Here is a 14033-nt window from a genome sequence, read left to right as displayed (position 1 = left end):
TCAGTCTCATGCTCATTGAAGGAACTCTGATTCCTGAATCCATGCCTCATCTAGATTGGAGGCCACGATAAAACATGAGAACAACGCAGAAGTAGGCGCACTGATATTCAGACCATCAATGTCGTAACGGCCGGCTGAGTCAAAGCAACAACTTTTCCCCGTCGAATGCTGGCCATCACCTCCACATGATTGTTCAACGCCTGATAGAAATCAGGCGCATTGAGGATGATGCAGCTCGCCTTCTTTCCCACTTGGATACCGTAATCATTATCGACGCACAATGCTTTGGCGCCATTGTAGGTTACATAACGATACGACTCCTGAATTTGCGTATAACCCATGAGCTGCGCCGCATACGCCCCCATATGCACCACGTCAAGCATATTGCCGGCGCCCAACGGGCTCCAGGGATCGCGAATATCGTCCTCGCCGAATGCCACATTTATCCCGGCTTCGGTAAGTTCCTTGATTCGAGTAAGCCCACGACGCTTGGGATAGGTATCGAACCGTCCTCCCAGATGCATGTTCACCAGCGGATTACTCACAAAATTCATGCCAGACATCCGCAACAGACGGAACAACTTGTACGTATACGCATCGTTATAGGACCCCATGGCAGTGGTATGGCTCGCGGTGAAACGTCTACCCATGCCGGATTCATAAGCCAATGTAGCAAGAACCTCCAGATTGCGGGATGAAGGATCGTCAATTTCATCGCAATGCACGTCAACCAGCCGATCATGCTTCATGGCGAGATCCGAAAGAAAACGTAACGATTCGACGCCGTAGTCACGGTTAAATTCAAAATGCGGAATTCCGCCCACCACATCCACACCTTCATCAACAGCACGTTCCATCAAACGTTTGCCATTCGGGAAAGAGAGAATGCCCTCTTGGGGGAAAGCCACGATTTGCACATCCATGAAATCGCTCACCTGTTCGCGCAATTCAAGCATGGCATGTAAAGCGGTCAAATCGGGATCCGTCACATCGACATGGGTGCGCACGTATTGGATACCGTGCCCAGCCATCAGTTTCAGGGTGCGCAAAGCACGGTCCTTGACATCATCAACACTGAGCGTTTTCTTGCGGTCCGACCAAATGCGAATTCCATCGAACAGAGTTCCTGTTTCATTCCATTCCGGTTGTCCGGCAGTCAAAGCAGCATCAAGATGAATATGAGGGTCGACAAAGGGAGGAATCATTAAGCCACCATGCCCATCAATGACTTCCTCCCCTGACCGTTCCTTTATGCAATGCGATTCGGAAGACTCAATGGCGGTGAATCGCTGGTCTTCGACGCGTATATCACTGGCAGAGTCAGCATTATCTATATGTACATTGCGGATAATCAATGGAAATCACCTTCTGCTATAGGGGAGCAATGAGCAGTGCCGGTAAACCCCTGTAGATTTTACCGGCACCAAATCCTGAGAGAAACCTCAGGCTTGTCCTATTCCGCGAGTTCGCGATCCACACAGGTCATTTTGGCCAAAACGTAGTAGACAAGGGCCGAAGTGACCATACCTCCAAGCCAGCTCAAATCAATGTTGCCCATGGCAACGGCGATAGGCCCCTGGAACAGGCTGCCATAGCTCATGGCCCAGCACATGGCCAAGCCGGCGAAGAACGCGATCAGCGCCTGCCAACGTACCAACGTCATGCCCTCATGCCCCTTCTGGTTCAGTACCGAAGAGAAGTCGTCGCGCTTACGCTCAATGACGAAGAAATGTACCATCATGATACCGCCCCACACTGCGGTCCAGCCGGCCACAGACGACAGCCAGCCATCCAGTGTGTTACCAATATCGGACATGCTCAGGAACAGCAGTACACCGAACCATGCGAACACGCCGATCACGATGTTGAGAGCACGACGATTAACCTTCACATCAAGGGCGAGCACTGATTGTGTGCAGCTGTAGAGGTTGAGGATGTTCGTGGCAATCGGACCGTGCAGCACTAGCAGCAGCACCGGAATGGCAAGAGCACCAAAGTTGTCGACAATCAGCTGGCCGGGATCGATGCTACCAGACTTGGTAGCAAGAGTCGCGCCGAGCAGACCAAGCCAGCACACGGGAATGAACTGGCCAATGGCGGAGGCACCAAACAGCTTCTTCTTCGGCACGCTTTTGGACACGAAACGTGAGTAATCACAAGCGTAGGTGAGCCAAGTGAAGCCCCAGCCGATGCCGATGGCGGTCATAATTGAGGAGATTGCCGCAAAATGGTCGGTTCCTCCAGCTGGTAGCGAGCCTGCAAAATTCCAATCGATACCCATGAATCCCCATGCGGCGATGGTCATCATCAGCAGAATGGCCACAGTCGGCGGAACAGTCCACTTTTCAAATGTAGAGATGGCCTTATAGCCGAACAGTGAAATAATGACCTGAATGATCATCACCACACCGCCAATGGCTGCCTTCAGCGCGAAATGCCCTTCAATCGAGGAAACCAGACCAATTTTCATCAACAGGGCGGTGACCAAATCAAGTACCACCCAGGTGTTCACCGCACACCAGCCGATCACCACAATCGACTGAATAATACTGGGTAGGTAGTTGCCTACGCGCCCGAACACACGACGACCGAGCAGCATGCCGGTCAATCCCGTGCGCTGACCAAGCAGTACCATCACACCGAATACGGACATGCCAATCACATTGCCAAAGACAATCACGCCGAAGGTCTCCCACAGTCCTAGTCCCATCTGCACGCCCAAAGCGCCAAGCAGCCAATTGATAGGAGCCACATTGGCACCGAACCAAACCCAGAACTGTCCCCATAGGCTCGTAGTCTTGCTTTTCTCTGGAATGACTTGCAACTCATCCTCGACATTGTCATCTCGATTGTTTGCATTGCTCTTGTGGCCATTAATCGTTGTCAGCGTAATCGTTTGTACTGTCATTACGGTCACCTTTCTTTTCATCGAAACATCGACCATGGCGATGACTATGCATGATGGGATTTGCGCTCTGGTGACCGTCATGTTAACCGACTTGCGCACGGGAATGGACAAATCGACAAGTGCATGTCAGTCCAAGGCCCGTAATTCATGAATGAGTTTGACTCCGACCAACATGGCACTCCAGGAAACGGTGTCATGCTGCGAAATGCCGGTAAGCCGCTCTACACGTTCCAGACGGTTATACAACGTTTGCCGTTGTATGCCGAGCCATTCGCAGGCCATGGTTTTGCTGCCCATGCAATCCATTAATACGCACAATGTGTCAATCAGCATATCGTCCGCGTCAATGAGGGAACCGGCGACTTGACTGACGAATGTGTGCACGGCATCCTGCGCCGTCGCTACAGACAACAAACGCCGATATGCGCTGGCGCTCACGGGGACAACTGCGCCTTGGCCATGCGAACTTGACTTCTTGCGAGCATATGCATGGCTGCGCGTATGGCCAAGCGATTCTGCCGCGAAGCGCACCGCAGACAACGCCGTGAGCAGATTGACCGCATCCGACGCGGTCAGGCCTTCGACAATCTGGACCGCGTCACCGCCCGTCTCAGCAAAAGTCCGCAGCACATCATGGCCGAACTCAGACATGGACGCAAACCAAGAAGCATCATCGCTGAGAATAGCGCCGACGAGCAGTTCACCATCAAGCGCGAGGATAAGACGCATACGTCTGGGAATCATCATGCTTTTCACACGCGCGATGCATTTCGACAGCACCTGTGCACCATGGTCCCAATGTTCCACACGAACGGCGAATGGCAACGCCCGCATATCCGTAAGAAGCCCTAAGGCGCGAATCATATCCTGCGTCTGCAGAATCTCCTCAGCCGAAGGACCCATGTCGGAAGAGGTCATGCCACACAGCAGGCGCACCTGAAGTTTCTCACCAATATCGGAAGTGACAAATGCCGGCAACGTCTGAGTCAGTAATGAAGTTATGCAGGAACGCGCCTGCGGTTCCATAATCGTCATATACTGTGTAACGATCACAGTGGCAACAGGCATGCCGTCAGCCGAAGGAACACGAAAAGCTATATCTTTACTCCGCTCAGTTACGCCATCGAGTCCTTCGGAAGCAGCTAACGAGCCATCCGCCGCAATAATCGTCACATGCTCGCCCAACGTATCAGCGAGCGCCCGGGCAACATCCGAAACGGTGTTCGCCAATGAAAAACGCGAGGCCAAGGATGTAGATAAATTGTCAACCTGCAAATGAGCTGTAAGCTGTTCACGGGTAATAGCAGTGTTGATTTCTTGGCATAGGGCAACAAACGGCATGCGTCTGCGCAAACCAATCACCGGCAAACCAAGTTCATCGGCTCGTTGCGCCAACGCTCGAGGAACCTCGTTGAAGAAATCCACCAATTCCATCGCCAAAGCGCTTACCTTAGCCCTGTGCAGGGCATCCACATAGGCGATTAACCCTTCGTCATCAGCGTGTTCAGCAAGTGCGCTGCCTTCGATAATCAGTATCTCCCCACCGACAAGAAACTCAGTCACATCATAACGTTCCTGCGTATAGGCCCATCTAACGGCATTTCTCATCCCTGCCGCACCAGCGGCGATCTGCGGATTACATTGCTGGAAGATAGGTGCACAAAATACATCCCACACTGTTATCAACATGACATTTTGTCCAATCTCAGTGACGTTGACATCATATCCCTTTTACGTAAGGGCAACGGCGAATGCCGATACTAACAGCATCAAATGCAATTGATATGACAACAACGTAACAGCGTCGGAAAGGCTCATCATGAAAACATTTCCCCAGCAACGACATTGCCACGATGGATAAAACGCGATACGACAATCTACGAACCCCATTGTGGACTATCCCCACTTGCCTCGCACTATTTTATGCTTATACGTATCGCAAAATACAACAAAGGAACATCATGACCACCACACTATTCACCAATGTGCATATCGCCACCGGCATGCCGGGAAGCACTGCTGCCGAAACCACGCCATTGCAGGATATTCTTGTTGAAGATGGACGATTCAAGAAAATCGGACAAAGGCTTGTATCCAAACTCGCCACACAGGGTATGGATATATCATCCATCGAAACCATCGATCTGGAAGGCAAACTGGCATGTCCGCCGTTCTGTGACACCCATCTGCATCTTGATTACGTATTTACCGCACGCAAGCCCGGCGCGGTGAACGAATCCGGCACTCTGTTCGAAGGCATTCAGCGCTGGAGCGAGACCAAATCCGATCTTACCGTTGACGAGGTCAAGGAACGGGCGAGAATCGGCATAGCAAAGGAAATGCGTCACGGCGTGCAATTCATCCGTTCCCACGCCGATGTCACAGATCCAAACCTCACTTCCTTGAAGGCCTTGCTTGAATTGAAGGAGGAACTTAAGGATACCGTCACGTTACAAATCGTCTCCTTCCCACAGGAAGGCATGTACTCGTATGAGGGTCCTCATGGTGAATCCGGAGCGGATTTGGTTGAGGAAGGCTTGAAAATGGGCGCTGATTGTGTCGGTGGCATTCCACATTTCGAGCAGTGCCGTGAGTTCGGCGAACGTTCCATGCACACCGTGGTTGAACTGGCGTCGAAGTACAACAAACTCATCGACGTACATTGCGACGAAACCGACGATCCAAACTCACGTTATCTTGAATTGCTGTCTGCACTCGCCTATCGCGCTGGTATTGGTTCGAAGACCACGGCAAGCCACACTTGTTCCTTGGGATCGGCCGACAATGCCTATTTCTTCCATCTGACCAAGCTGTTGAAGGCCGCGCATATCAATTTCGCCTGCGCGCCTACGGAGAACCTGTATCTGCAGGGACGTCAAGACACATTCCCGAAGCGTCGCGGCATCACACGAGTCAAGGAACTCACCGAGGCCGGAGTGAACGTGTCACTTGGTCAGGATTCCATGCAGGATCCGTGGTATCCGGTCGGTAACGGCAATATGATGCTGATTCTCGATTATGTGCTGCATTTGGCGCAGATGATGAGTTTCGAAGAAATCGATGATGCGTTGAAGTTCCTGACGGTCAATGGTGCGACCACGCTCGGCATGCGCGATTCGTATGGTCTTGAAGCAGGTAAGCCCGCGAATTTCATTGTGCTTGACGCTTCCAGCGTGTTCGACGCCGTATACGAGCGTTGCGACGTACTTCGTTCGGTGCGCGAAGGTCGTACGCTGTTCACCCGCAACACGTCGATCACTACCGATCTCGATCTACTGACGCTGTAATTCGTCAAGTTTCGAACTACTTTTGGTATAGAAAGGGCCTTGAAATCATTACGTATGATTTCAAGGCCTTCCGTGTGTTGCGTTGCCTGCGCACCGATTGCTTATTTAGCAGATTCTGCGGATTCCGTCGATTCGGCAGGTGCCTCAGCTTCAGCCGGTGCAGTTTCAGTTTCAGCAGTATCGGTATCAGCTGGCTCCGTGTTCGGCTCTTCAAACGCCTCACCGGTGAAGGTGAACTCGCCCAGAATGCCTTCGCCTTCCGCATCGACCTTCACGCGCTGGCCATCCTCAAGTTCACCCATCAGGATCTTCTCAGAAATGGCGTCTTTGACGTCGCGCTGAATCACGCGACGCAGCGGACGCGCGCCCAGCAGAGGGTCGAAGCCCTTCTGCGCGAGCAGATCCTTGGCAGCGTCGGTAAGCTCGAGCGACATGTGGCGATCGAACAAGCGATCATTGAGCTGCTTGACATCAAGATCGACGATCTAAGGCATCCGCCTGCTGCCCTCGGTCATCCCGTCCAAAGTGTACGGCCTCGCGAAAAACTACGAAGCCCACGCCCGGTTCATGCACGACGCCGGTCACTCCGACATCAAGTACGCGCCAGAAGACATGGTGATCTTCTCCAAGCCGTCCACCTCCGTCATCGGCTCCGACGACCCGATCATCTACCCCGCGGGACTCCAACGACATGAACTTCGAGCCGGAAGTGGCCGTGGTCATCAGCAGCATAACGAAGAACGTCACCGTCGAAAACGCCATGGATTACGTACTCGGTTTCACCTGCGTCAACGATGTGACACTGCGCGACCTGCAAGGCCTCGACCCCATGTGTACACGCGCCAAGAGCTTCGACACCTTCTGCCCGCTCAGCCCATGGATCATGACGCGCGACGCCAAGATTTCGTTCACGCTGAACGGCAAGGACGTGCCAATGGCATCCGGCACCACCGCGAACCTAATCCACGGCATTCCGGAACAGGTCGCAGCGATTTCGTCGTTCGCCACGCTGCTGCCGTGCGCGATTTTACGCGTACGAAAAAGCCGCGCCCGCGATTAATCGAATCCAGGTTTCCCGGATCGGTGATCGGGGCGCGGCTTGTAGGCGTGGAACGCCCATGACATCGTCAAGCGTTGTCCTTGCTTCCGAGCTTGCACTCGAGGAGGTTGACGATTCGCGCATGTTCCTTTTCGTCAATCTTCACGGTGAATAGGAACACGAGCAGACTGATGACGATGAACGCGAGAGGTGTGTAGAAGGCGAACGTCTTGAAAGTCTGAATATCGTGCGCGGTCATGTCGGCCGCGGTGGCGGTGTTGATCATACCGGCGGACACCGCGACTAATCCGACGATGCCGTTGGAGAAGGCACCCGCGATTTTGTCAAGCATGGGCCTGACGGAGAGGATGACTGCCTCGTTGCGCTTGCCGGTTTTCAACTGACCATATTCCACAGTGTCAGTCATGGTGAGGATGGCCGTGGTCTGTATCAGAGTTGACGGCAGATAGAATAGTACGAGTGCGATGATGACGGCGGTCAGATTCGTGGAGGCGAGGATAAACACCAGATACGCCGCGATCATTAGGCCCATGCCGGTGATGAACAGATAACGGCGCGGAATGAATTTGTTGATCACAGGGTACAGCGGGGTGATCAACAGACCAGTGATGACGGGGATGATTCCTGCAATGGAGAATGCCGCTGGCTTGTCGAGTACGAATTTGAACAGGTAGAACAACACGCCTGCCGTCGCGACGTTTGCCACGGCATAGAACAAGTAGGACAGGGCGACCCACAGCAATTGATCGTTCTTCGCCAGCGCCGCGAAGGCCTGAAGAGGGCTGCCGTTATTTTGAGCCTTGGTGCGCAGCGCACTCTGGCGTTCCCGGGTGCCAAACGCGCCGGACATGGCCGAAATGATGGCGAGCATGGCGACAATGAGCGCAAGGGCGGTCCAGCCGCTCTGGTTCTGTTCGTTTCTGCCGGTGAACAGCATGCTGAAATAGGTGACCACGGGCACCACGATGACCGTCAGCCCGTTAAAGCCGAGGGAGGCTCCGAACGAGCCGAGGGAAGTGTACAGTGCCCTCTCCTGCGAATCTTCGGACAGCGCAGGAATCATGCCCCAGAACGAGATGTCACGCAGGGAATAGAACACGTCAAGGATGATGAACACCGCAATGAACAGAACGATGAACCATGTCTGATTCACGTTGACGAAACCGAACAATCCGGTGAACACCATGAACAGAAGGATCGCGCTGACGAGGCCTCCGATAAATTGCCAAGGGCGAAACCTGCCGATTCGGGTGTTGGTGTTATCGATAAGGTTGCCGAGCAGTGGGTCGACGAAGATCTCTCCGATGCGGATGATCACGATGGCTCCGGTGATAATGCCAACGAGCTTGGCCGCGATGTTTTTGTCCACTCCGGCGAAAAGGGCGGAAGTGACGTATACCACGAAATAGGTGCTCATCATGTTGTAGAAGGCGGCTTGGCCAAAACCACTGAAGGTGTAGGCCATCCGCTGTCTAAGTGTTTGCTTTGGCTTCATGTCCGTTGAGGATGCTGAATGAGACATAGGTATCCCTTCGTAAGGTGAGGAGTGTTCAACCGGTGCGCTCGCGGTGCGACGTTGCAGATTGCAGGCGCTGAGAATCAGGTGGGGTGGAGTAGGATTGGCGTTATGCGCCAAGCAGTGCGGCGAAGCGGGGGGCCAGCAATGCGGCCATGCGGTTGTAGCCCTGCTGGTTGGGGTGGATGGAATTGCCAAAAAGTTCGCGCCTCTGATTGATGTTGCGAGCGTAATCGATGAAATGCCAGCCGTTCACCCGGCACATGCGGCGGTATGCTTCATTGAGCAGATCGATGCCGTGATTGATTTCCACAATGTCTTCCAACGTGAAGCGTTCGCGGAAAATTGGTTCCTCAACTGCGAATTGCAGCACGGAAAGCACTGCTACTGCCGGATGCTGCTCGGATAGGCCGAGTGCTTCGTCCATGAGGTCCTCGAAACGGGAGACTACGGGTTTCACCGTTTCCTCCGTGCGTGCATTCTCCAAGTCGACGTCGTTGGTGCCAAGCCCCACCACGATCAAATCCGCGTCGGGAAGGTGCAGCTTCGCCATTTCCCATTCCGGGTATGTGCGGTAGTCCACGGTGCTTGCGCCATCATGGCCAAACCCTTGAACGTCAATGTTCAGCAGGGTGCCAACCGTTTCCGGCCATGGGTGCGACACGTGGTACCCCAGTCCGGTGTCCCCGTGGGTAATGCTGTCTCCGAGACATACGACGTGTGCCATGGAGGAAGGCATGTGAATGTCGTTGATTCTGGTTTCGTGTGTGGAGGTCATGAGATCGTTCTCCCTGTTCCGGTTCCGCCGACGTCGCCGTCGGGCTTCTATCTCGCGGTCCACGGTGGCCGCTGACAATATGGTATGCTCTCGCGCTTGTTGTTTTCGTGGCATCCCGGTTTCAAAATTTATGAAATCTTGGCTTTGCTGGATTTTCAGGATTGGAACGGCTGGGACAGTTCTGCACGATATTGCGATGGGGATTTGCCATTCGCGCGTTTGAAGGCGGCGCAGAACATGCTTTGGCTGTGGAAGCCGCAGTCGGCGCTGATGGCGCCCACCGGCAGCGCCGTGGTGTGCAGCAGGAACTTGCTTCGCTCGAGCCTTGCATTGAGTATGTACTGATGTGGCGTGGTCCCGGTGCGTTCCTTGAAGCGTTTGGAGAAATAGTATTTGTCGATACAGAACACTGTCGCGAGTGAATCCAGTGAGAGGTCGTCATTTAGGTGCGCCGTGATATACGGCAGCGCCCGGTCGATGACGTTCAGGGCGTCTCCGTGCGGGCCGCCCGACTTGCCTGCGGACGCAAGCGAAGCCAACACGCCGTCGATGTGATGGGATAGTTCGGCCTCCCCTGCCGCTCTTCCCGCTTTGAGCATGTCGAAAATGGCATGCATCTCGTGGAGACCGTGTCCGCTTCTTCCACCGTCGATGACGTTACCGGAGCGTCCCACGATGTATTCGTACATGTTTCTCGCCGCAGGCCCGTCATAGTGGAGCCAGATATCTCGGCAGGGTTCATCAACGGAGAAATGATGTGGTTCATAGCAATCGACGATAAGGAATTGGCCTTCATGTGCAACGGCAGCGACGTCCGCGAAACGGATGTGGAATGATCCTTCGCTGATGTAGGCGATGAGGAAGTTGTTCATCGGGGCCCGGCTCAATCTGTACCCGGGCGTAAAAGCACCAAGCCCAATGCGATGGGGATAGTACATGCAGTTGCGCATCTTCGGTGTGGCGGAGTAGAGGAAGTACTCCGAGCGGCACGAGATCATGTTTGCTTCAGTGAGGTGCATTTCTGTCTCCCGGTTTCGGCTGCGAGGGTTTGGTGGGTCGAAGTGCGTGTAGATGCAACGAACTCGGCACATAGGGATGGTTAGGCCGTTGATCGCCTGCATGGCTCACCGGGGGTCATAGTAGCGCGTTCCGTTAACGATCCGGAACTCCCGTAAGTGTGCGGCCTGAGTCTGACGTGACGTTCTAATGTGACGTTTTTGGGTGCGACAGGGAGGAGCGTCCTCGAGGATGGATGGAATAGGAGCGACAGCGTGGAGGGGCCATGGTTGTCGCGTCGAATGTAGGTGTGGGTACTGCGGGCGTTGATGCATGGACCGCTCATACCGTTTTCGGACAGGAATGGGCGGATTAATATGGCCTGATTTTTGTTTCGCTCTTATAGTGAGGCGGCTTGCGCCGAATCAACAGCGTCAGCCGAACCATCACCATCCGCACCGACGCCACCTCGCGCCCGGCCGCCGCTTCCGCATCCGCGATGCGGTCGAGCACGTTGTCCGCGATTTCGCGGGCTCGTGCACCGCAACCGTCTCGTTCGTCAGACCCTTATGATCCATGTATGCCGTCATCACTCACCTACCGTTCGTCCGTATATTCCACTGCCCGTTCGTTTCACCGTACTACCGTTATGGTTTACCATTCTCATGTTTCCTACCCCTACGGTATTACGCGCCGCATCGCCTGCCAAGCGACGTTCTCAAAGGGCGTTCCGTCAACATGCTCACAACCACACGCCACGTCACCAGCCGCCAACGAAAAAGGGCCGAACCTCAGTTCGACCCTTCATCCGTTAAGCAACGCTCAGACGCCTAAGCTCACTCGCTCAGGGAGCCCGGCGCGTCCGGGGCAGCCGGAGTCTCCGGCGCCGCGGAACCAGCGGACTCAGTGGAGTCACCAGGCTCAGCGCCAGCCGAACCAGCATCAGCCTCAGCACCCTCACCAGCGTCAAACGCCTCACCGGTGAAGGTGAACTCGCCCAGAATGCCTTCGCCTTCCGCATCTACCTTCACGCGCTGGCCATCCTCAAGTTCGCCCATCAGGATCTTCTCCGAAATGGCGTCTTCGACGTCGCGCTGAATCACACGACGCAACGGACGCGCGCCCAGCAGCGGGTCGAAACCCTTCTGCGCGAGCAGATCCTTGGCAGCGTCGGTAAGCTCGAGCGACATGTGGCGATCGAACAAGCGATCATTGAGCTGCTTGACATCAAGATCGACGATCTGACGCACCTGCGGCTCGGTGAGCTGCTTGAACACGATGATGTCGTCCAGACGGTTCAGGAATTCCGGACGGAACTGCTGCTTCAGCTCCGCGGAGACCTGATCCTTCATGCGCTGGTAGCTCGACTCTGTGTTGGCGCCCAAGTTGAAGCCTGTGTTGGCGGCCTTGGCGATGTCACGAGTACCAAGATTGGTGGTCAGAATAATGATGGTGTTCTTGAAGTCCACCTTGCGGCCCTGCCCATCGGTCAGGTGACCATCATCCAACACCTGCAGCAGCGTGTTGAAGATATCCGGATGGGCCTTTTCGATCTCATCGAACAGCACCACGGAGAACGGCTTGCGACGCACTTTCTCGGTGAGTTCGCCGCCCTCTTCGTAGCCGACGTATCCCGGAGGAGCACCAAACAGGCGCGAAGCCGCATACTTCTCGGAGAATTCGGACATGTCGACACGAATCAGCGCGTCCTCGTCGTCGAACAGGAATTCGGCGAGCGTCTTGGCCAGCTCGGTCTTGCCAACACCGGTAGGGCCGGCGAAGATGAACGAACCGGACGGACGCTTCGGATCCTTCAAGCCAACACGTGCGCGGCGGATGGAACGGCTCAATGCGGACACGGCCTCATCCTGGCCGATGATGCGCTTGTGCAGCTCGCTTTCCATGGTCATGAGCTTCTTGGACTCGGCCTGGGTGAGCTTGAACACCGGAATGCCGGTGGTCTGGGAAATCACTTCGGCGATGACATCCTCATCCACGACCATCTTCACGTCGGATTCGCCTTCACGCCATGAGGATTCCTTCTGCTTGCGCTCGGCTTCCAGCTTCTCCTGCTTATCACGCAGCTCAGCGGCCTTTTCGAAGTCCTGATCCTTGATGGACTGGTCCTTCTCTTCGGCAAGCTTGGCGATCTTCGTGTCGAGTTCCTTGAGTTCCGGCGGAGCGGTCAGTCGACGGATGCGCAGGCGCGCGCCAGCCTCATCGATCAGATCGATGGCCTTGTCGGGCAGGTGACGATCCTGAATGTAACGACTCGACAGCTCGGCCGCGGCCTGCAACGCGCCGTCGGTGATCGTCACATGGTGGTGGTTCTCGTAACGGGAACGCAAGCCCTTAAGGATCTCAATGGTCTCGGCAATGCTCGGCTCATGCACCTGGATCGGCTGGAAACGACGTTCGAGAGCCGCATCCTTCTCGATGTACTTGCGGTACTCGTCGGTGGTGGTGGCGCCAATGGTCTGCAGCTCGCCACGGGCCAGCATGGGCTTCAGCATGTCGGAAGCGCCAAGAGCACCGTCTGCGGAGCCAGCGCCCACAATGGTGTGGATCTCATCGATGAACAGCACGATGTCACCGCGGGTCTTGATCTCCTTGAGCACCTTCTTCAGGCGTTCCTCGAAATCGCCACGGTAGCGTGAACCAGCCACCATGGAGCCCAGATCCAACGAATAGACCTGTTTGCCCTTCAACGTCTCCGGAACGTCACCGGCGTTGATCTTCTGCGCCAAGCCTTCGACCACGGCGGTTTTGCCGACACCCGGCTCGCCGATCAGCACCGGATTGTTCTTGGTGCGGCGGCTCAGCACCACCATCACACGCTCGATCTCACTCGAGCGACCAATCACCGGATCAAGCTTGCCGGAGGCAGCTTCAGCAGTCAAATTGCGACCAAACTGGTCAAGAATCGCGGAACCGGTCTGGTTGCGACGATCCTGCACGCCACCGGCGTTGGCCAAATCGCCCTTGCCATCACCCTTACCATCACCGGAATTGCCACGGATCAAGTCGATGGTGGCGCTGCGCAGTTCGCCAAGATTGACATCCATCTTGATCAGCACTTGAGTGCCTACGCCTTCGCCTTCATGAATCAGACCGAGCAGGATATGCTCAGTGCCGATATAGCTGTGCCCCAGCTGCAACGCCTCACGCAGCGACAGCTCCAACACCTGCCTGGCATGCGGGGTGAAGGGAATGTGGCCGTTCGGCGTGGCATTCCCCTTGCCGATCATCTCTTCGACCTGTTTGCGGGTGTCATCCAAGGTCACACCCTTTGAGGCCAGCGCCTTGGCTGCGACGCCGTCACCCTCGCGAATCAGGCCAAGCAGCAGATGCTCGGTACCGATGTAGTTGTGCTGGAGGGTACGAGCTTCTTCCTGCGCCAGCACGATCACGCGCCGCGCACGGTCGGTAAACCGTTCGAACATGCTTGTCCTTCCACTCTTGTTAGTCCTTCAACACTCTACCGATTC

The 14033-nt window shown here is 55.1% G+C and carries 9 protein-coding genes and 2 pseudogenes; 2 read left to right on the top strand and 9 right to left on the bottom strand.

All coding sequences use genetic code 11. The annotated features are described in order from the left end of the window. Positions 1-107: 107 nt before the first annotated feature. From codA to AH68_RS03270, 3 genes are all read right to left on the bottom strand, one after another. Positions 108-1355, bottom strand: coding sequence for a cytosine deaminase (gene codA / locus AH68_RS03280; RefSeq protein WP_039197629.1), 1248 nt, complete (start codon positions 1353-1355; stop codon positions 108-110). 98 nt (positions 1356-1453) lie between these two features. Next, positions 1454-2908, bottom strand: a complete 1455-nt coding sequence (locus AH68_RS03275) for a purine-cytosine permease family protein (RefSeq protein ID WP_081995860.1) — start codon at positions 2906-2908, stop codon at positions 1454-1456. 126 nt (positions 2909-3034) lie between these two features. Beyond that, positions 3035-4516: a PucR family transcriptional regulator gene (locus AH68_RS03270; RefSeq protein ID WP_236682441.1), complete on the bottom strand. Its 1482-nt coding sequence runs from the start codon at positions 4514-4516 to the stop codon at positions 3035-3037. Positions 4517-4869: 353 nt separating this feature from the next. Between AH68_RS03270 and AH68_RS03265 the strand changes: the two genes are divergently transcribed. Further along, the gene (locus AH68_RS03265; protein ID WP_039197625.1) at positions 4870-6195 is read left to right on the top strand and encodes an amidohydrolase family protein; all 1326 of its coding nucleotides are present in this window, start codon (positions 4870-4872) and stop codon (positions 6193-6195) included. 101 nt (positions 6196-6296) lie between these two features. Here AH68_RS03265 and AH68_RS03260 read toward each other — a convergent pair. Continuing rightward, positions 6297-6680 (bottom strand): annotated as a pseudogene (locus AH68_RS03260) (ATP-dependent Clp protease ATP-binding subunit ClpC); the annotation flags it as partial. 4 nt (positions 6681-6684) lie between these two features. On the opposite strand from AH68_RS03260, the pseudogene AH68_RS03255 reads away from it, so the two are divergent. After that, a pseudogene (locus tag AH68_RS03255) lies at positions 6685-7213 on the top strand (fumarylacetoacetate hydrolase family protein); the annotation flags it as partial. Between the two features lie 109 nt (positions 7214-7322). On the opposite strand, the gene AH68_RS03250 reads toward AH68_RS03255, so the two are convergent. The 5 genes from AH68_RS03250 to AH68_RS03235 all read right to left on the bottom strand — a co-directional run bounded on the left by AH68_RS03250 (position 7323) and on the right by AH68_RS03235 (position 13988). Next, positions 7323-8777, bottom strand: a complete 1455-nt coding sequence (locus AH68_RS03250; RefSeq protein ID WP_039197621.1) for a glycoside-pentoside-hexuronide (GPH):cation symporter — start codon at positions 8775-8777, stop codon at positions 7323-7325. Between the two features lie 103 nt (positions 8778-8880). Beyond that, positions 8881-9549, bottom strand: a complete 669-nt coding sequence (locus AH68_RS10050) for an SGNH/GDSL hydrolase family protein (protein WP_052189131.1) — start codon at positions 9547-9549, stop codon at positions 8881-8883. A gap of 155 nt (positions 9550-9704) precedes the next feature. After that, complete coding sequence (locus AH68_RS03240) at positions 9705-10568, bottom strand: AraC family transcriptional regulator (RefSeq protein WP_158332978.1); 864 nt, start codon at positions 10566-10568, stop codon at positions 9705-9707. Positions 10569-10917: 349 nt separating this feature from the next. After that, positions 10918-11058 (bottom strand): hypothetical protein, encoded by a 141-nt coding sequence (locus AH68_RS10715; protein WP_158332977.1) that lies wholly within the window; start codon positions 11056-11058, stop codon positions 10918-10920. A 323-nt stretch (positions 11059-11381) separates the two neighbouring features. After that, positions 11382-13988 (bottom strand): ATP-dependent Clp protease ATP-binding subunit, encoded by a 2607-nt coding sequence (locus AH68_RS03235; RefSeq protein ID WP_039197617.1) that lies wholly within the window; start codon positions 13986-13988, stop codon positions 11382-11384. Positions 13989-14033: the final 45 nt, after the last annotated feature.

Origin of the sequence: Bifidobacterium catenulatum PV20-2 (genome assembly GCF_000800455.1) — a bacterium.
Lineage (GTDB): Bacteria > Actinomycetota > Actinomycetes > Actinomycetales > Bifidobacteriaceae > Bifidobacterium > Bifidobacterium kashiwanohense_A.
Note: the sequence above shows the minus strand (reverse complement) of the source record. Positions and strands in the feature narration are given on the sequence as shown.